16 protein-coding genes are annotated in these 18,413 nt (G+C 74.3%); 12 read left to right on the forward strand and 4 right to left on the reverse strand.

The window, feature by feature from the left end:
- Nucleotides 1–2,010, forward strand: a 2,010-nt coding sequence (locus IG94_RS44195) for a hypothetical protein (RefSeq protein ID WP_346009423.1), incomplete at its 5' end; no start/stop codon positions are given.
- Nucleotides 2,007–3,233, forward strand: a complete 1,227-nt coding sequence (mycP, locus tag IG94_RS0114465; protein WP_052410690.1) for a type VII secretion-associated serine protease mycosin — start codon at nt 2,007–2,009, stop codon at nt 3,231–3,233. The genes IG94_RS44195 and mycP, both read left to right, overlap by 4 nt.
- Here the strand turns inward: mycP and IG94_RS0114470 are convergent.
- The gene (locus tag IG94_RS0114470; protein WP_031035544.1) at nt 3,218–4,225 is read right to left on the reverse strand and encodes a serine hydrolase; all 1,008 of its coding nucleotides are present in this window, start codon (nt 4,223–4,225) and stop codon (nt 3,218–3,220) included. The genes mycP and IG94_RS0114470 overlap by 16 nt on opposite strands.
- Before the next feature lie 184 nt (nt 4,226–4,409).
- Between IG94_RS0114470 and IG94_RS0114475 the strand changes: the two genes are divergently transcribed.
- Nucleotides 4,410–5,156 carry an SseB family protein gene (locus tag IG94_RS0114475; RefSeq protein ID WP_031035547.1) on the forward strand — a complete coding sequence of 249 codons (747 nt, stop codon included), beginning with the start codon at nt 4,410–4,412 and terminating at the stop codon, nt 5,154–5,156.
- On the opposite strand, the gene IG94_RS0114480 is transcribed toward IG94_RS0114475, so the two are convergent.
- Complete coding sequence (locus tag IG94_RS0114480; protein ID WP_031035549.1) at nt 5,147–5,503, reverse strand: DUF1844 domain-containing protein; 357 nt, start codon at nt 5,501–5,503, stop codon at nt 5,147–5,149. The genes IG94_RS0114475 and IG94_RS0114480 overlap by 10 nt on opposite strands.
- Before the next feature lie 398 nt (nt 5,504–5,901).
- Between IG94_RS0114480 and infC the strand changes: the two genes are divergently transcribed.
- The 9 genes from infC to IG94_RS0114525 all read left to right on the forward strand — a co-directional run bounded on the left by infC (nt 5,902) and on the right by IG94_RS0114525 (nt 15,871).
- On the forward strand, nt 5,902–6,570 hold the full coding sequence (gene infC / locus IG94_RS0114485; RefSeq protein ID WP_107060554.1) for a translation initiation factor IF-3: 669 nt from the start codon (nt 5,902–5,904) through the stop codon (nt 6,568–6,570).
- A 109-nt stretch (nt 6,571–6,679) separates the two neighbouring features.
- A complete protein-coding gene (rpmI, locus tag IG94_RS0114490) occupies nt 6,680–6,874 on the forward strand; it encodes a 50S ribosomal protein L35 (protein WP_007829094.1) in 195 nt (64 codons plus the stop codon).
- Nucleotides 6,875–6,970: 96 nt separating this feature from the next.
- Entirely contained in the window at nt 6,971–7,354 is a 384-nt protein-coding gene (gene rplT, locus IG94_RS0114495; protein ID WP_031035556.1) for a 50S ribosomal protein L20, read from the forward strand.
- Nucleotides 7,355–7,562: 208 nt separating this feature from the next.
- Nucleotides 7,563–8,411 carry a TrmH family RNA methyltransferase gene (locus tag IG94_RS0114500; protein ID WP_031035558.1) on the forward strand — a complete coding sequence of 283 codons (849 nt, stop codon included), beginning with the start codon at nt 7,563–7,565 and terminating at the stop codon, nt 8,409–8,411.
- A 50-nt stretch (nt 8,412–8,461) separates the two neighbouring features.
- Nucleotides 8,462–9,601, forward strand: a complete 1,140-nt coding sequence (locus tag IG94_RS0114505) for a sensor histidine kinase (RefSeq protein ID WP_031035560.1) — start codon at nt 8,462–8,464, stop codon at nt 9,599–9,601.
- A gap of 191 nt (nt 9,602–9,792) precedes the next feature.
- Nucleotides 9,793–10,914 (forward strand): phenylalanine--tRNA ligase subunit alpha, encoded by a 1,122-nt coding sequence (gene pheS, locus IG94_RS0114510; protein WP_078535832.1) that lies wholly within the window; start codon nt 9,793–9,795, stop codon nt 10,912–10,914.
- Nucleotides 10,914–13,427: a phenylalanine--tRNA ligase subunit beta gene (pheT, locus tag IG94_RS0114515; protein WP_031035563.1), complete on the forward strand. Its 2,514-nt coding sequence runs from the start codon at nt 10,914–10,916 to the stop codon at nt 13,425–13,427. The genes pheS and pheT overlap by 1 nt, the downstream gene beginning before the upstream one ends.
- A gap of 450 nt (nt 13,428–13,877) precedes the next feature.
- Nucleotides 13,878–15,218: an NsdA family TPR-like regulatory protein gene (locus IG94_RS0114520; protein WP_031035565.1), complete on the forward strand. Its 1,341-nt coding sequence runs from the start codon at nt 13,878–13,880 to the stop codon at nt 15,216–15,218.
- Between the two features lie 95 nt (nt 15,219–15,313).
- Complete coding sequence (locus IG94_RS0114525; protein WP_031035567.1) at nt 15,314–15,871, forward strand: NUDIX domain-containing protein; 558 nt, start codon at nt 15,314–15,316, stop codon at nt 15,869–15,871.
- Here the strand turns inward: IG94_RS0114525 and IG94_RS0114530 are convergent.
- Both IG94_RS0114530 and IG94_RS0114535 read right to left on the reverse strand, forming a co-directional pair.
- Complete coding sequence (locus IG94_RS0114530; RefSeq protein ID WP_031035569.1) at nt 15,868–16,125, reverse strand: hypothetical protein; 258 nt, start codon at nt 16,123–16,125, stop codon at nt 15,868–15,870. The two genes, IG94_RS0114525 and IG94_RS0114530, sit on opposite strands and share 4 nt — an antisense overlap.
- Before the next feature lie 205 nt (nt 16,126–16,330).
- Nucleotides 16,331–18,349: an ABC transporter ATP-binding protein gene (locus IG94_RS0114535; protein ID WP_052410691.1), complete on the reverse strand. Its 2,019-nt coding sequence runs from the start codon at nt 18,347–18,349 to the stop codon at nt 16,331–16,333.
- Nucleotides 18,350–18,413: the final 64 nt, after the last annotated feature.

The following is an 18,413-nucleotide window of genomic DNA, read 5'->3' on the forward strand; positions in this document are numbered from 1 at the left end:
ACCCCGCCCCGCCCCGCGGCCCCGCCGCCTCCCGCCGTGCCTCCGCCTCCCGCGGCCCCGCCGACGGTGCCCGGCTCCCCGCCCGACGCCGGCGGGCCCGGCCGCCCCGGCGCTCCCACCGGGACCGGGGTGCCGCTTCCTCCCGACCCCGCCACCCGCGTCGAGCCGGACCCCGCGGCCCGGATCGAGCCCGGGTCCGGCCCCCGTGCCGACCTCGGGCCCGCCGCCCGTACCGGGCGAGTGCAGCGGGCCGATGTGCGGACGGGGACCGCCGCGCCGCTCCGTACCGGTGCCTTCCCGCCGGCCCCGGCTCCTGCGCCGTACCGCCCCGACGCGCCCGCGGGTACCGCCGCGCCGCAGCGTCCCGGGGCCGGTGCGGACCCCGGCCGCCCGGACTCCCCGCCGCGTCCGACGGCCCCGCCCCGGCCCGGCGTTCCGCCCCGCCCGGCACAGGCACCGACCGCGTACGGGACCGGCACGGCCGGCTCCGCGGAGGCCGGCCCGGATGCGTCGGACTGGTGGGCTCCCGCCGCCGACCGGCACCTCCGCGGCGAAGCGGACGCCGCCCGCCCCGGCGACGGCACCCGCGGCGGAGGACCGACGACGGACGGCGAGCCGTCGGACCGGGGACCCGGGAAGGCGGCCGGCGCCCCGCCGAACACCGAAGGCGGCGCCCGGCCCCCGTACCCGCGCTTCCGGCTCGGTCGTCCCCCCGCCACCGACGCCCCGCCGCCGCGGGCCTCCGCCCGCTTCCCGGACGGCCCACCGACCGTCGGCCGCGAGGCCACGGACGCCCGCGAAGCCCCCGCCGACCGCGCCACGGCCCCGGCCGCGCCGCCGCCCGCGCCCCGCACCGCCGGGGACCCCGCCGCTCCGGCGCCGGTCACCCCCTCCGCACCCGGCACACCCGGGCGCGCACGGGATGCCGCCGCGCCGCAGGGCCCCGGTCCGTCGGACCGGACCCCGCATCCGGCCGGCCCGCCCCGGACGCCCCCGCACCGCCCGGGCGCCCCCGCGCAGGCCGCCACCGAGACGACCCGGCGGCTGCGGCCCGTCCCGGCCGGGCCCGAGGACGAGGGCCGGTCCCGGGAGGAGGCCCCGCGGACGGACACCCCCGGGCGGCGGGCGGGCACCGGGCCCGACCCCGCGCTCTCGTGGGGCAGCGCGCCGACGGCGTACGGCGAGGGGCGGCCCCGTGTCTCGTTCGGCGAGCCCGAGGGATACGACGGGTCCGGCCGGCCCCGCCCGCTCGGCGGACGGCTGCGGCCCCAGGCCCTCGCCGCCGCGGTCTGCCTCGTACTGGGCGCCGGACTCCTCACCGGAGCCGTCACCGGCAGCTGGCTCGCCGGGGACTCCGGCGACGACGGCGCGCGCGGTGCGTTCGCCGAGGCCGGGGAGCTGTGGCACAGCGTGCCCGTCGACCAGCTCTTCCCGCCCACCGTGCAGGGCCGGGGCGCCGGACCCGGCGGAGCCGACCGCACCTGGACGCGGGTTGCCGTCGCCCCGGACGGCGGCTGCAAGGGGGCCTTCGACGGGCTGCTCGCCAAGGTGCTCGACCCGGTCGGCTGCTCGCGCCTGCTGCGCGCCACCTACACCGACGCCACCCGGAGCCACGTCACCACCGTGGGCCTGCTCTTCACCAAGGCCGACGCCGCCGCGATGACCGCCCTGGCGAACCGGTTCGAGAAGGAGGGGCTGGGCCGCCGCACCGACCTCATGCCGCTGCCGTACGCGGCCGAGGACACCGTCGCCGCCGGGTTCGGCGCGCGGCAGCGGGCCTCCTGGACCGTCTCCGTGCTCACCGACGCCCCCGTCGTCGTCTACGCCGTCTCCGGCTGGGCCGACGACCGCACCGTCGACGAGCCGGAACCCGCCGAGGAGGCCACGGAGTCCGGCGCCGCGTCGGCCCCCGCCCAGGCCGGCCTCGGCCACGAGGCGCAGGGACTCGCCGACCGCGTCGAACGCGCCCTGCGCAAGAACGTCGGCCAGGCCACGGAGCAGCCCTCGTGAACACCCACCGCGCCCGCCGGACGGGCGGCACTCTGAGCCTCCTGCTGGCCGCCACCCTCGTCCTCGTCCCCGTGCCCGCCGCGCACGCCGACGGCATCCGCGCCCAGCAGTGGGCCCTGGACGCCATGCACACCCAGGACGCCTGGCGGACCACCAAGGGCGCCGGCGTCACCGTCGCCGTCCTGGACACCGGCGTCGAGGCCGGCCACCCCGACCTCACCGGCAACGTCCTCGCCGGCAAGGACCTGGTCGGCTTCGGCGCGAGCGAGGGCGACCGCGCCTGGGCCCGGCACGGCACCGCGATGGCCGGGATCATCGCCGGTCACGGCCACGGCGCCGGCAACACCGACGGCGTCATGGGCATCGCACCGGAAGCGCGGATCATGCCCCTGCGCGTGATCCTGGAGGACGGCGACCCCTCCCGCGCCAAGGCCCGCAAGACCCGCGGCAACGCCCTCGCCGAAGGCATCCGCTGGGCCGCCGACAACGGCGCCGACATCATCAACCTCTCCCTCGGCGACGACTCCGCCTCCGCCCACCCCGAGCCCGCCGAGGACGAGGCCATCCAGTACGCCCTGCAGAAGGGCGTGATCGTCGTCGCCTCCGCCGGCAACGGCGGCGAGAAGGGCGACCACATCTCCTACCCGGCCGCCTACCCGGGCGTGATCGCCGCGACCGCCGTCGACCGCTACGGCACCCGCGCCTCCTTCTCCACCCGCCGCTGGTACGCCACGGTCAGCGCCCCCGGCGTCGACGTGATCATCGCCGACCCGGACCACCGCTACTACGAGGGCTGGGGCACCAGCGCCGCCTCGGCCTTCGTCTCCGGGGCCGCCGCCCTGGTGAAGGCGGCCCACCCGGACCTCACCCCGGCCCAGGTGAAGTCCCTCCTGGAGGACACCGCCCGCAACGCCCCGGCCGAGGGCCGCGACGACTCCCGCGGCTTCGGCTTCGTCGACCCCGCCGCCGCCATCGAGGCGGCCGGACGGCTGAAGCCGGAGGGCCTGAAGCCGGCGGCGTACGGCGACGAGTACTTCGGCCGGGGACCGGACGGCGACGCGGCCGGCGACGAGACGTCGGCCTGGGCCGCTCCGCTGGCCGGTGGCGCGGGCGGCGTCCTGGTGGTCGCGGCCGTCGTCCTGTGGCGGGGCCGCCGCGAACGCCACGACGGCGCGCCCGACGGAGCGGGCCGCTACGACGCCGGCCGCTACGACGCCTTCTGACCCGCGCCCGAGCCGCTGCCCCCGCTCCCGCTCCCGCCCTCGCCGGCGTCCGCGCCGACCGCGGAGACCGCCGCACGCGCCGCCGCCTCGGTCAGCGAGACCCCCTCCGCCTGGGTGGTACTGCCCCGCGACACCACCGCCACCAGGTACTCCCGGCCGCCCGAGGTGACCCGCCCGACGCTGTTGACCACCCACAGACCGGTGGTGCTGCGCCGCAGCCAGCCGTTCTTCAGCGCCCAGCCGGAGCCCTCGGCGCCGTCGTCCGCCGCCGCGGACACCCCCCACCGCTGATCCTCGGCGATCCGCCCCATCAGCCCCGTCGCATACGCCCGTGAGGCCCCGCTCAGCTCGGACCCGTCCGCCACGAACACCTGGCGCAGCAGCACCACCTGGTCCGCCGCCGTGGTCTGCGTCAGCCCCCACAGCGGGCCTGTGCCGCCCCGCGTGTCCGTGAGCCCGAACCGCTCGTTCGCGGCGTCGAGCCCCTCCGCCCGCCCGATCTCCCGCCACAGCGCCGACGCCGAGTCGTTGTCGCTGTCCTCGATCATCTCGACGGCGTACGCCTTCTCCGCCGCGGTCAGCGCGCGGTCCGCGTCCTGCGCCCGGAGCAGCAGCGCCGCCAGGATGTCGACCTTGACGATGCTCGCCGTGTCGAAGGCCCCCGTCCCGTAGGACGCGCGCACGCCGGAGCCGGGGTCGAGCACCGCGGCCGACACCTCGGCGCCCTCCGGCACGTCCACCGACGCCATGGCCGAGGCCAGCAGGGCGTCACGGTCCACGACCGGTTCGACCGTCTCCACCGATGCCTCCCCGCCCGACGGTGCCGAGGCCGACGACGATACGGCGCCGCCCGCACCCGGGCCCGCGTGCCCCTGCCAGTACACGGCGCCGGCGCCGGTGGCGGCCACGACGGCGAGTGCGGTCAGCGCGGACCGGACCGGGACGCGCCGCCGCCGGGCACGCCGGTCCCGCCGGCCTCCGGAGGACTCCATGACGGCGATGGTCCGGGCGGTACCTGTGCGGGGCGTTGGCCGGACGTTAAATCCGGGTCAGATCTGTCTGAGAGCGCGGTGAGACGAGCCGCGAGAGGGCGGCGGGGCGGCGGGCCTCAGGGCCGTGAACGGCGGGGAGAGGCGCCGTCCGCAGGCCGGCCGGACCCCGATAGGGTCGGGAACCGTGGCGAACAAGAACATCCCCGACTCCGCGTTCTCCGACGACGACGGTTCCGCCGACCCCGCACTGGGCGCGGCGCTCGCCGCCTGGGCCGAGGACCGCACCGCACTCGCCCCGGTACTGGCGGCGCTCAGGGAGGCCCGGCTGCTCGTCCCCGTCGTGGCCGTCCTCGGCGAGGCCGAGGAGGACGAGAAGGGGCTGCGCCGCGAGAAGACCAGCGACATGGCCGTACCCACCCTCAAGGCCGGCGGCCGCACCGCGCTGCCCGCCTTCACCTCCACCGCCTCGCTCGCCCGCTGGGACCCCGCGGCCCGCCCCGTCGCCGTCCCCGTGCACCAGGCGCTGCAGGCCGCCGCGCACGAGAAGGCGGACACGGTCGTACTGGACCTCGCCGGGCCGGTGCCGTTCGAGCTGAGCGGGCCGGTGCTGCTGGCCCTGGCCGAGGGCCGCGCGTCGACGGACCCGCTCACCGACCCGGCCGTCGCCGACGCCGTACGCGGCGTCCTGGCCGCCGAGCCCGCCGTGCTCCGGGCCCACCTCGGGCGGGGCCGGGCCGACGGCACCCTGGCGCTGGTCCTGGCCCCCGGGCACGACGACCCGGCCAAGGCCGCCCGCGCCGTCGCCGAGCGGCTGGCGGCCGACGAAACGCTGCGGGCCCGCCTGGTGCGCGGCCTCGACCTGGCACTGCTGCCGGCCGGGGCGACGCCGCCGGGCGAGCCCGTCTACGTACGGGGACAGGGTCAGCCGTAGACCGGCCCCGTGTACTTCTCGCCCGGACCCTGACCCGGCTCGTCCGCCACGAGCGAGGCCTCGCGGAAGGCCAGCTGGAGGGACTTCAGGCCGTCCCGCAGCGGGGCCGCGTGGAACGAGCTGATCTCGGTCGCGGTCGCGTCCAGCAGACCGGCCAGCGCGTGCACCAGCTTGCGGGCCTCGTCCAGGTCCTTGTGCGCCTCGCCCTCCTCGGTCAGGCCCAGCTTCACGGCGGCGGCGCTCATCAGGTTGACGGCGACCGTCACGATCACCTCGACCGCGGGGACCTCCGCGATGTCGCGGGTCATGGCGTCGAAGTCGGGCGTCTCAGGAGGGGTCTCACTCATGCCGCACACGATAGGGCCCCGCACCTCCCCTCTTGACAGCAGGAGGGGCGGGTGACACCGGGTTCGCGCACCGGTGGTGGAGCTGCTAACCTTGTGTAACGACCGGTCGGACACGCACGCTCACGGCAGCGGGTCCGGCCCACAAGTGGAGGCTTCGAACTCCCACCTGGCCGTCCTCAGGGCGGCGGGTCACCGGTCAGGCGGTCCCTCCTCAGCGGCGGTGACCGGCCCGAAAGCGCGCCCCGCGATCATCGCGACGGTGCTCCGGTAGCAGTTCGAGGAGCCCCGCCTGTGATCGGCCGGGGCATTTTTCGTGTGTCGGCGCGGTTAGGTCTATCGAACACAGACGTTACGCGGCTGTCCGCCAGACCGTCGCGTGGTGCTACCGAGGAGGATCCATCAGCGCCGAGCCCCGCATCAACGACCGGATTCGCGTTCCCGAGGTGCGACTTGTCGGTCCCAGTGGCGAGCAGGTCGGGATTGTCCCGCTTGCCAAGGCCCTGGAGCTTGCGCAGGAGTACGACCTCGATCTCGTCGAGGTCGCGGCGAACGCCCGTCCGCCCGTGTGCAAGCTCATGGACTACGGGAAGTTCAAGTACGAGTCGGCCATGAAGGCCCGTGAGGCGCGCAAGAACCAGGCGCACACGGTCATCAAGGAGATGAAGCTCCGGCCGAAGATCGACCCGCACGACTATGACACCAAGAAGGGTCACGTCGTCCGGTTCCTCAAGCAGGGCGACAAGGTCAAGATCACGATCATGTTCCGCGGCCGCGAGCAGTCCCGCCCCGAGCTGGGCTACCGACTGCTGCAGCGTCTCGCGGAGGACGTGGCCGACCTCGGGTTCGTGGAGTCGAACCCGAAGCAGGACGGCCGAAACATGATCATGGTCCTCGGTCCGCACAAGAAGAAGACCGAGGCGATGGCCGAGGCTCGCCAGGCGCAGGAAGCCCGCAAGGCGGACGCGAAGGCGAACCCCGGCAAGTCGCAGAACGCCGCGGAGGCCGACGCCGACGCCGACGTCGACACCGAGGTAGAGGCCCAGACCCCGGCCCCGGCCGAGGCGTGATCCCGGGGGACGTCAGTCCCAGGACATAACCGATACACAAGCGACGTTCCACCGTGCCCGGTTTCACGACCGGGCACCGGAACGCCACCGACGAGGAGAGAACGGCGCCATGCCGAAGAACAAGTCGCACAGCGGTGCCAGCAAGCGCTTCAAGGTCACCGGCTCCGGCAAGGTGCTCCGTGAGCGCGCCGGCAAGCGCCACCTGCTCGAGCACAAGTCGTCGCGCCTGACGCGTCGCCTCACCGGCAACGCCGAGATGGCCCCGGGCGACGCCAAGAAGATCAAGAAGCTTCTCGGCAAGTGAGGTACGGCGCCACCGAGCGCCGTACCTCAGGACCGGGACCCAATCGACACCGGGCCGCGTGAGGACCACCGCGGCCCCGCTACAAGGAGTTAACAAGTGGCACGCGTCAAGCGGGCAGTCAACGCCCACAAGAAGCGCCGGGCGATCCTCGAGCAGGCCTCCGGCTACCGCGGTCAGCGTTCGCGCCTGTACCGCAAGGCCAAGGAGCAGGTCACCCACTCGCTGGTCTACAACTACAACGACCGCAAGAAGCGCAAGGGTGACTTCCGCCAGCTGTGGATCCAGCGCATCAACGCCGCTGCCCGCGCCAACGGCATCACGTACAACCGCTTCATCCAGGGCCTGAAGGCCGCCAACGTCGAGGTCGACCGCAAGATCCTCGCCGAGCTGGCCGTCAACGAGCCGAACGCGTTCGCCGCGCTCGTCGAGGTCGCGCAGAAGGCTCTGCCGAGCGACGTGAACGCGCCGAAGGCGGCGTGACGCTGCGCCGGCTTCAGCCGGTTGTCGAAGGGACCCGCAGGCTTGGAGCCTGCGGGTCCCTTCGGTTGCCGCCCGGTCCGGTCCGTTCTCGGCTGCGGGTTCGTTGCGGCTGGTCGCGCCCACGCGGCGGAGCCGCACATGTCGGAGTCCCGCGCCCCTTCGGGGCGCGTCGCAGTCCACGACGATTCAGATGTGAAGGTGAGCAAGAGTGCGTCCTGTCAGCCCCGAGCTGATCTCCCCCCGGTCTCCCCGTGTTGCTGCCGCGCGGCGGCTCGGGAAGCGGAACTTCCGGGGGAAGGAGCGGCTGTTCCTGGCTGAGGGGCCGCAGGCCGTGCGGGAGGCGGCGGGGCACGGGGAGACGCTCGTCGAGCTGTTCGCCACCGTGGACGCCGCCGAACGGTACGCCGACATCATCGGTGCCGCCCGGGACGCCGGGGCCCGCGTGCACCTCGCCGCCGAGCAGGTGATCGGGGACATCTCCACCACCGTCACCCCGCAGGGGCTGGTCGGCGTCTGCCGGTTCCTGGACACCCCGTTCGACGAGGTCCTCGCCGCTCGTCCCAAGCTCGTCGCCGTCCTCGCGCACGTCCGCGACCCCGGCAACGCCGGCACCGTACTGCGCTGCGCCGACGCCGCCGGCGCCGAGGCGGTGGTACTCACCGACGCCTCCGTCGACCTGTACAACCCCAAGGCCGTGCGCGCCTCCGTCGGCTCCCTCTTCCACCTGCCGGTCGCCGTGGGCGTCCCCGTCGAGCGGGCCGTCGCCGGGCTGCGGGAGACCGGCGTGCGGGTGCTGGCCGCCGACGGGGCGGGCGAGCACGATCTCGACGCCGAGCTGGACGCCGGGGCGATGGGCGGGCCCACGGCCTGGGTCTTCGGCAACGAGGCCTGGGGGCTGCCGGAGGAGACCCGCACCCTCACCGACGCCGTTCTGCGGGTTCCCATCCACGGAAAGGCCGAGAGTCTGAACCTGGCCACCGCCGCGGCCGTATGTCTCTATGCGTCGGCGCGTGCACAGCGCGCCGCCGGAGGGTGCCGCTCCGTCACCAACGCCTAGTAGGGTGACCAGCTCAAGGCCCCCGCGCGGCTGAGAGGTGGGATACGGGGATGGGCGTCGGCACGAGCAGCGCGCCGGGAGCACGGGGTGCGTCGCGTCCGCCCGCCCCCCGCACGCCGGGGGATTCCGCCGGCCTCGGCCTCGACCCGGACCAGCTGCCCGACGGCCTCGTGATCGCCGACGAGCACGGCCGCGTCGTCTGCTTCAACGCGGCCGCCGCCCGCATCACCGCCACCCCGGCCGCCTCGGCCCTCGGCCGGCGGCTGGAGAAGGTCCTCCCGTTAGAGGACCTGGAGGGCCGCCGCTGGTGGCAGCTGACCGACCCCTACGGCGGCCTCGCCATCCGGGTCGGCCAGCCCGAGCGCAACCTCCTCCTCCCCGGCGGCCGCGAGGTCCTCGCCGCCGCCCGCTACGTCCGCACCGAGCCCCTCGGCCCCGTCCACCGTGTCGTCGTCACCCTGCGCGACACCGAGGCCCGCCGCCGCACCGAGCGCAGCCACGCCGAGCTGATCGCCACCGTCGCCCACGAGCTGCGCTCCCCCCTCACCTCCGTCAAGGGCTTCACGGCGACGCTGCTGGCCAAGTGGGAGCGGTTCACCGACGACCAGAAGCGGCTGATGCTGGAGACCGTCGACGCCGACGCCGACCGCGTCACCCGGCTCATCGCCGAACTCCTCGACATCTCGCGGATCGACTCCGGCCGCCTTGAGGTGCGCCGCCAGCCCGTCGACCTCGGCGTGGCCGTCGGACGGCACATCCAGGCGTACGTCGCCGCCGGCCAGGAGGCCGACCGCTTCCTGCTCCGGCTCGCGCAGCCGCTGCCCGACCTGTGGGCCGACCCGGACAAGATCGACCAGGTGCTCAGCAACCTGCTGGAAAATGCCGTGCGGCACGGCGAGGGAACTGTCACCATCGACATCACGCCCACGGCGTCACCCCGGGAAGGGGAGGACGCCGGCACGTCGGTCACCGTGAGCGACGAGGGGGCGGGCATCCCGGAGGAATCCATGAACCGCGTCTTCACCCGCTTCTGGCGGGGCAGCAAGCGCGGTGGCACCGGCCTCGGGCTCTATATCGTCAAGGGCATCGTCGAAGCCCACGGCGGCACCATCACGGTCGGCCGCGCCCCCGGCGGGGGCGCCGAGTTCCGATTTACGTTGCCCGTGGCGGCCCCGGCCTACCTGGCCTGAGCACCGCGGGCGCATTCACCTTTCGCAACCCCGTTAGACTCGGCCTTCGGCACCTTTGTGTCCCGCGGACGGAACCGCCCACGGCGAGACGCTCCGTCCACGAGCCGGTGACCACGAGCCGGTGACGGGGACCATCAGCATGGGGGCACCTCCCAGCGTCAGCTGGGGGACAATCGGAAGCACGGGAAGAGATGTCGGCACCGAATAAGTCGTACGACCCTGTCGAGGTCGAGGCGTTGAAACCGGAAGAGATCGAGCGCATGCGGGACGAGGCGCTCGCCGCCTTCGCCGCCGCGGACTCGCTCGACGCGCTCCAGGAGGCCAAGGTCGCCCACACCGGCGGCGCCTCGCCGCTGGCGCTGGCCAACCGCGAGATCGGCGCCCTGCCCCCGCAGGCCAAGGCCGAGGCCGGCAAGCGGGTCGGCATGGCCCGCGGCGCCGTGAGCAAGGCGTTCGCCGCCCGCCAGGCCGAGCTGGAGGCCGAGCGCGACGCGCGCGTCCTGGTCGAGGAGGCTGTGGACGTCACGCTGCCCCACGACCGCGTGCCGGCCGGCGCCCGCCACCCGCTGACCACGCTCTCCGAGCGCATCGAGGACATCTTCGTCGCCATGGGCTACGAGGTCGCCGAGGGCCCCGAGGCCGAGGCCGAGTGGTTCAACTTCGACGCCCTCAACATCGGCCCGGACCACCCGGCCCGCGGCGAGGCCGACACCTTCTTCGTCGAGGGCCCCCGGGGCGGCACCGAGTCCGGCGTCGTGCTGCGCACCCACACCTCGCCCGTCCAGATCCGCTCCGCGCTCTCGCGCGAGCTGCCGGTCTACGTGATCTGCCCCGGCCGCGTGTACCGCACCGACGAGCTGGACGCCACGCACACCCCCGTCTTCCACCAGGTCGAGCTGCTCGCCGTCGACGAGGGCCTGACCATGGCGGACCTCAAGGGCACCCTGGACCACATGGTCCAGTCGCTGTTCGGCGCGGAGATGAAGACCCGGCTGCGGCCGAACTTCTTCCCCTTCACCGAGCCGTCCGCCGAGATGGACATGCTCTGCTACGTCTGCAAGGGCGCGTCCGTCGGCAACCCCGACCGGCCCTGCCGCACCTGCTCCAGCGAGGGCTGGATCGAACTGGGCGGCTGCGGCATGGTCAACCCGCGGGTGCTCACCGCCTGCGGCATCGACCCGGAGAAGTACAGCGGCTTCGCCTTCGGGTTCGGCATCGAGCGGATGCTGATGTTCCGCCACAACGTCGAGGACATGCGAGACATGGTCGAGGGCGACGTCCGGTTCACCCGGCCGTTCGGGATGGAGATCTGATGCGGGTCCCGCTTTCCTGGCTGCGGGAGTACGTCGACCTGCCGGCCACCGAGACCGGCCGCGACGTGCAGGCCAAGCTGATCTCGGCCGGCCTCGAGGTCGAGACCGTCGAGCACCTGGGCGCCGACCTCAAGGGCCCCCTCGTCGTCGGCCGGGTGCTGACCATCGAGGAGCTGGAGGGCTTCAAGAAGCCGATCCGCTTCTGCACCGTCGACGTCGGGCAGGCCAACGGCACCGGCGAGCCGCAGGAGATCGTCTGCGGCGCCCGGAACTTCGCCGTCGGCGACAAGGTCGTCGTGGTCCTCCCCGGCGCCACCCTGCCCGGCGGCTTCTCGATCAGCGCCCGCAAGACCTACGGCAAGGTCTCGCACGGCATGATCTGCTCCGGCGACGAGCTGGGCATGGGCGACGACGGCAGCCACGGCATCATCGTGCTGCCGCCGGAGACCGAGGTCGGCAAGGACGCGATCGAGCTGCTCGAACTGGTCGACGAGGTGCTGGACATCGCCGTCACCGCCAACCGCGGCGACTGCCTGTCCCTCCGCGGCGTCGCCCGCGAGACCGCCGTCGCCTACGGCCTGCCGCTGCGCGACCCGGCCCTGCTCGACGTGCCGGGACCCAACGCCTACGGCTACCCGGTGAAGATCTCCGACCCCGCCGGCTGCGACCGCTTCACCGCCCGCACGGTGACCGGCCTCAGCGCCGAGGCGCGCTCCCCGATCTGGCTCCAGCGCCGGTTGCAGAAGGTCGGCATGCGCCCGATCTCGCTGGCCGTCGACGTCACCAACTACGTGATGACGGAGCTGGGCCAGCCCCTGCACGCCTACGACCGCGGCCTCGTGCAGGGCACCATCGGCGTGCGCCGGGCCGAGGAGGGCGAGCGGATCGTCACCCTCGACGGCGTCGAGCGGAAGCTGCACGCCGAGGACCTGGTCGTCACCGACGACCGCGGACCCATCGGCCTCGCGGGCGTCATGGGCGGCGCCAACACGGAGATCGCCGACCACGGCGACACCGAGAAGGCCACCAGCGACGTGGTCATCGAGGCCGCCCACTTCGACCAGGTGTCCATCGCGCGCACCGCCCGCCGGCACAAGCTCTCCTCCGAGGCCTCCCGCCGCTTCGAACGCGGCGTCGACCCGCAGGCCGCCGCCGCGGCCGCGCAGCGCACCGTCGACCTGCTCGTACTGCTCGCGGGCGGCACCGCCGAGTCGGGCGTCACCGAGATCAGCGCGCCGCCCGTGCCGCACACGATCACCGTGGCGGCCGACCACCCGGACAAGGTCGCGGGCGTCGCCTACGGCCGCGAGACCGTCGTACGGCGCCTCCAGGAGGTCGGCTGCGACGTCTACGGCCAGGACGAGCTGATCGTCACTGTGCCGTCCTGGCGGCCCGACCTCACCGACCCGAACGACCTGGCCGAAGAGGTCATCCGCCTGGAGGGCTACGAGAACCTGCCCTCCACGCTGCCCAGGCCCCCGGCGGGCCGCGGCCTGACCTCCCGGCAGCGGCTGCACCGCCGCGTCGGGCGGGCGCTGGCCGGTGCCGGCTACGTCGAGGCGCTGAACTACCCGTTCCTCGGCGAGCAGGTCTTCGACCAGCTCGGTCTCGACGCCGACGACCCGGCCCGCCGCGTCGTCAAGCTGGTCAACCCGCTCAGCGACGAGGAGCCCGCGCTGCGGACCTCGCTGCTGCCGGGGCTGCTCGGCGCCCTGCGCCGCAACGACGGCCGGGGCGCGCACGACCTGGCGCTCTTCGAGACCGGCCTGGTCTTCCACCCCCGCGACGAGCAGCGCCCCGCCGCCGTCCTGCCCGTCGACCGGCGCCCCGGCGAGGACGACCTCGCCGCGCTGGACGCCGCACTGCCCGACCAGCCCCGGCACGTCGCCGTGGTCCTGGCCGGCGCCCGCGAGCAGGCCGGCTGGTGGGGCAGGGGCCGTCCGGCCGACTGGGCCGACGCGGTCGAGGCGGCGCGCCTCGTGGCCCGGGAAGCGGGGGCCGAGCTGATCCTGCGCAAGGGCCAGTACGGGCCCTGGCACCCCGGGCGCTGCGCCGAGCTGATCGTCGTGGTCGACGGTACGGAGCGCGTCGTCGGACACGCGGGTGAGCTGCACCCGCGGGTCGTCAAGGCGCTCGGGCTGCCCGCCCGGACCTGTGCCACGGAGCTGGACCTCGACGCCGTCGAGCGGGCCGGCGACGACACCCCGCAGGCGCCGGGCATCTCCACCTTCCCGGTCGCCACGCAGGACGTCGCGCTGGTCGTCGACGCGTTCGTCCCGGCCGCGGACGTCGAGGCCGCGCTGCGCGACGGCGCGGGTGAACTCCTCGAGTCCATCCGGCTGTTCGACGTCTACGACAACGCGGAGCAGCTCGGCGAGGGGCGCAGGTCCCTGGCGTACGCGCTGCGTTTCCGTGCGGGGGACCGGACGCTGACGGTCGACGAGGCGTCGGCGGCGCGGGACGCGGCGGTCGCCCTCGCGGGCGAGCGGGTGGGAGCAGTGCTCCGGAGCTGACGGTCCGCCCGAGGGGCGTGGGGTTTCCGCCGGTTGGCGGCTGCGGGTACGTCGTGGTCGCTCGCGCGGTTCCCCGCGCCCCTCGTCGGCGTCGGCGCAGCGTTCCTGAAGAGGCGCGAGCCGGTACGACGGCGCGAGCCGTCACGACGCGTCGCGGCCGAGAACGCACCGCACCCCTCCACGCGCCCGGCGGAGCCGTCCGCCCCGCCACGGAGTGTCGGGCAGGCGGCCGGGCGGACGGCGTGGACGCGGGCCGCCGCACTGTACGAGGGGGAGCCGGCGGCCCGGCCGGCCTCTTTCGAGGCCCTTCAGTCAACCGGCCCGGCACGCTCCGCGACAGCGCGCACACGCTGCGGATGCGCGTACTCCGTTCACACCCCGTGTGAAGTCACCGCCCCGCGCGGTGCCCGACGCACTACGCTGTCGGGCACCGAGTCACCGGGGGCACCCATGCAGCCCAACACCCTGCTCGACGCGATCCTCGACGAGGCCGGGATCTCCCACGCGGGACTGGCCGCGCACGTCAACCAGGCGGGACGCGCCCGCAGGCTCGCGTTGAGATACGAACACACCGCCGTCGCACGGTGGTTGAAGGGGCAGCGGCCGCGCGGCCAGGTGCCCGACCTGATCTGCGAGGTCCTCGCGGCCCGCCTGCACCGCCCCGTCACCCTCGACGACATCGGCCTCGGCGTGCCCGGCGAACCCGCCGCCCCGCACACCGGCTCGCTGTCCGGGTTCGTGGAGCGCGCGACCGCCCTGTGGCGCTCCGACCAGCAGCAGCGCCCGCACATCCTCGGCGCCCCCGCGCTCACCGGCACGCCCGCGGTGATGCCGGTCTGGGAGTGGGAGAACCCGCCCGAGGACACGGACGTCTCCCGCGGCGGGCGGCACCGGGTCACGGCGGCCGACCTGGAGATGGTGCGCTGCGCCCGTACGCACTACGAGCAGATGTACCGCAAGGCCGGCGGCATCGCGACCCGCGCCCGCATTGTCGGCTTCCTCAACTCCGAGGCCGCGCCGCTGCTGCGCGGCGGCTACACCGACGCGACCGGACGGCAGCTGCACCGGGCCACCGGGGGCCTGGTGGCGGTCGCCGGCATCTGCGCGTACGACTCCGACGCGCACGGTCTCGCGCAGCGCTACTTCCACCAGGCGCTCCGGCTCGCCAAGGCCAGCGGCGACCGCGGGCTCGGCGCGTACGTCATCGCGCTCCTGGTCAACCAGGCGCTGTTCATGCGGGAGTACCGGCAGGCGGTCGCCTTCGCCGAGGCCGCCCTGCGCACCGCGGGCCGGCACATCACCCCGGCGCTCGCCTCCGACCTGTACGCGATGCAGGCCAAGTCGTACGCGCATCTCGGCGACGGCACCAGCGCCCTGGCCCGCATCCGCCGGGCCGAGCAGGCCGCCGAGCGCATCCGGCGCGGGTACGAGCCGGACGAGACCGGCTACGTCCAGCCCGGCCTGGTCAACGTCCAGGTCGCCGAGGCCCTGCTGAGCCTCGGTGAGCTGGCGGCGGCCGGGGAGCACGCCGAGGCCGCCGTCGACAACCCCGCGCACGACCGGGGGCGCGTGCACCGGCTCGCCATGCTGAGCACCATCGAGCTGCGCCGGGGCAATGCCGACAAGGCGGTGGCCGTCGCGGTGCAGATGGCCGAGCAGGCCCGCGGGATGGAGTCCCAGCGCCTGCGCGACCGGCTCCGCGCGGTGCGCGAGCACCTGGTGCGCAGCGGCTGCGCCGGCACGGCCGAGGCCGCGGAACTCATCGACGGCGCCCTGCGCGTCCCCCTGTGAGGCGCCGCCCTGCGCCGTGAGCGGCCGCCGTGCGCCTGCTGCCTGTTCGCTGCTGCTGCGATATTGCCACCTACTCAAGGAAAGGTGGCAGAACCGTGCAGTGGACGAAGCAGAGCGAACAGAATGTGTACTCAAATCGCTGGTTCAGCGTCAATCTCGCCGACGTCGCTTTGCCGGACGGCCGGCATCTCGACCACTTCCTCATCCGGATGCGCCCGGTGGCCGTGGCCACGGTCGTCAACCACGCCGACGAGGTGCTCCTGCTCTGGCGGCACCGCTTCATCACCGACAGCTGGGGCTGGGAGCTCGCGGCCGGCGTCGTCGAGGACGGCGAGGGCATCGAGGCGGCGGCGGCCAGGGAACTGGAGGAGGAGACCGGCTGGCGACCGGGACCGCTGCGCCACCTCATGAGCGTGGAGCCGTCGAACGGGCTCACCGACGCCCGGCACCACGTCTACTGGGCCGACGAGGGCACGTACACCGGGCACCCCGTGGACGACTTCGAGTCGGACCGCCGGGAATGGATCTCGCTCAAACTCGTTCCCGACCTCGTCGCCCGGGGGGAGGTCCCGGCCGCCAACATGGCGGCCGCGTTACTCCTGCTGCACCACCTCAGGCTCGGACAGGACGCCCCGCCCGACCCGGGGCTCTAATGGCCGAGGGCCTGCCAGACGGCGACGGCGAGTGCGCCCAGGGCCGTGACGACCGCGACCGAGGGGAGGGGCCAGCGGGCGTGTTCCAGGGCGGTCAGGCGTGCGCTCAGTTCCGCCAGCTCCTTGGCGGTCTCCTCGGTGCGGTGGGAGAGCAGGGCCAGTCCGCCCTCGACGCGGGCGTAGGCCACATCCAGCCGGCGTCGTAACTCTGCGAGTTCTCCCTGGACGACGGAATGCTCGGGATCGGCGGTCACGAACCGCTCCTTTCCATCAGGCGTCTCACGTCCCTTGCATGTGCGTGCCGAGTCAACTCGCCTGGTGGACGTGTGGGGAGAGTGTGCGGGCGGCATATGCGAGCCCGGCGCGCACACGCCGTGCGAACGGCGCGGGCCCGGCACCTTCGAAGGTGCCGGGCCCGTCGGGCGTCGCTGCGCGTAACCGGCCGCAGGAGTGGGTCGCCTATCCGTGCCCGGTGTCCGCGCCGGCCCGGGCGCGCGGCAGGTCGCTGCCCGGAGGCGTGGTGAGTCCGTACTGGGCGGCCTGCGCCTGGAACATGGCGCGGTAGAGGCCGTCCCGCCGGGCCATGAGGTGGTCGTGATCGCCGTGTTCGGCGATGTGCCCGTGGTCGAGTACGTAGATGTGGTCGGCGGTGGCGGTCGCGGCGAGGCGGTGGGTGATGAGGACGACCGCGGTGCCGCCGTCGGCGAGGGTGCGCAGGCGTTCGAAGGCTTCGATCTCGGCGTGGGGGTCGAGGGCGGAGGTGGGTTCGTCGACCAGGAGGACGGGGGCGTCGCGGTAGCGGCTGCGGGCGTTGGCGAGCTTCTGCCACTGGCCGCCGGACAGTTGGACGCCGCGGTCGTAGCCCTTGAAGACGATGGAGTCCCAGCCGTGGGGGAGGCCCTCGACGAGTTTGCGGATGTCGGCGGCGTGCGCGGCCTCCTCGACGCGGGTCATGTCGCGGGGGCGGTCGCCCGCGCCGATGGCGATGTTGGTGGCGGCGGTCATCTGCCACTGGGGGTAGTCCTGGGCGAGGAGCCCGACGGAGCGGAAGATGCCCGCCCGGTCGGCGTCGCGGGCCCCGACGCGCTCGCCGTCGGGGCCCTCCCACCAGACGTCGCCGCCGGTGGGCAGCAGGAGGCCGGCGAGGATCTTGGCGAGGGTGGTCTTGCCGGAGCCGTTCGCGCCGACGAGCGCGGTCACCTGCCCGCGCTCCACGCGCACGCTCACGTCGCGGAGGGACGGGGTGGTGGCGCCCGGGTAGACGAAGGACACCTTCTCGACGGTGACGGCCCGGACGGGTTCCGGCAACGGCGTGCCGGTGGCGGGGATGGCGTGCCGGGCGGCGACCCGGGTGGCCTCCTCGGTGTCGCCGAGGTGCAGCATCTCCTCGTACATCCGGTTGACCTGCTGGACGAGGGAGCGCAGGCGGGCGGTGGAGGTCTGGATGGCGACCACGGCGGTGCCACCGACCGCCAGGGGAAGGCCGCCGCTGGTCAGCAGCCACCACAGCACCCCGTAGCAGCCGAGGGAGGCGATGCCGGAGAACGCGCCGGCGACCAGGTCGGTGTACGCCTGTGCGCGGGCCAGACGCCGCTGCTCACTCTCCATCAGGGAGGACATCTCCTCGTAGCCGTGCAGCAGCAGCCTGCCGGCCGAGTGGGCGCGGATCTCGCCCGCCGCGTGGGGGAGCGTCAGGTACTGCAGGAGCGTGGCGACCGCCCGCCGGTGGTCGACCCAGTGCCGGCGCGAGAAGTACTCCCGCCGGGCGGAGCGCACCGCGCCCCATCCCTTGGGCAGGGCGATGGCGAGCAGCATCGGCAGCAGCGCCCAGTGCAGCGAGGCGAGCACGACGGCGGAGGCCACCATGCTGATCAGTACGCCCGCCACACTCACCGAAAGACCCAGCATCCGCCGCGCCGAGTCGGTGCCGAACTTGCCCGCCTCCAGGATGCGCTGGACCTCCGGCTGTTCGGTGGCCGTCACCTCCACCCCGGTGACGGCCCGGTAGTAGTCGGTGGCGACGGCCCGCTCGACCTGCGGCTCCAGCCGCCCCGACATCGCCGTCGTCCACGCGGCCAGCAGCGCCGTGCCGACCGAGACCACCGCGAGCACGACCAGGGCGGGCAGCGACTGGCGAAGTTTGTCCGCGGTCGGGCCCTCCGCGAACAGTTCGGTCAGCACGCGGTTGACCGCCACCAGCCCCCACGCCGCGGTGACCCCCTGGCCGACCTGCGAGACCACCAGCCCGGACAGGGCCCTGCGGTCCACCGCCCACCCGGCCCGCAGCACCACGGCGACCATGCGGGGCAGCGCGGAGGCCATCTGCCCGAACGTCATGCGCGTCAGCGCGCCCTCGTGGTGGACGAAGGCATGGTTGTAGCGCAGGCGCCCGCCGAACAGCTCCTGCTCCGCCGCGGACACGCCACCGGCGGGAGGCGGCGACTTGCCGGGATCGGCATCGTCGTGCAGTGGGGACATCGTGCTCCTCCGATCGAAGTGGACGCGCACGCCGCACAGCATCCTCACGGTTCGGCGGAGGATC

The organism is Streptomyces olivaceus (genome assembly GCF_000721235.1).
GTDB classification, from domain to species: Bacteria; Actinomycetota; Actinomycetes; order Streptomycetales; family Streptomycetaceae; genus Streptomyces; species Streptomyces olivaceus.

Coding starts and splice junctions, on each gene's coding strand:
- IG94_RS0114470 (WP_031035544.1), bottom strand. CDS start 4,225: ATGGAGTCCTCCGGAGGCCGGCGGGACCGGCGTGCCCGGCGGCGGCGC.
- IG94_RS0114480 (WP_031035549.1), bottom strand. CDS start 5,503: ATGAGTGAGACCCCTCCTGAGACGCCCGACTTCGACGCCATGACCCGC.
- rpmI (WP_007829094.1), top strand. CDS start 6,680: ATGCCGAAGAACAAGTCGCACAGCGGTGCCAGCAAGCGCTTCAAGGTC.
- IG94_RS0114505 (WP_031035560.1), top strand. CDS start 8,462: ATGGGCGTCGGCACGAGCAGCGCGCCGGGAGCACGGGGTGCGTCGCGT.
- pheS (WP_078535832.1), top strand. CDS start 9,793: ATGTCGGCACCGAATAAGTCGTACGACCCTGTCGAGGTCGAGGCGTTG.
- pheT (WP_031035563.1), top strand. CDS start 10,914: ATGCGGGTCCCGCTTTCCTGGCTGCGGGAGTACGTCGACCTGCCGGCC.
- IG94_RS0114520 (WP_031035565.1), top strand. CDS start 13,878: ATGCAGCCCAACACCCTGCTCGACGCGATCCTCGACGAGGCCGGGATC.
- IG94_RS0114535 (WP_052410691.1), bottom strand. CDS start 18,349: ATGTCCCCACTGCACGACGATGCCGATCCCGGCAAGTCGCCGCCTCCC.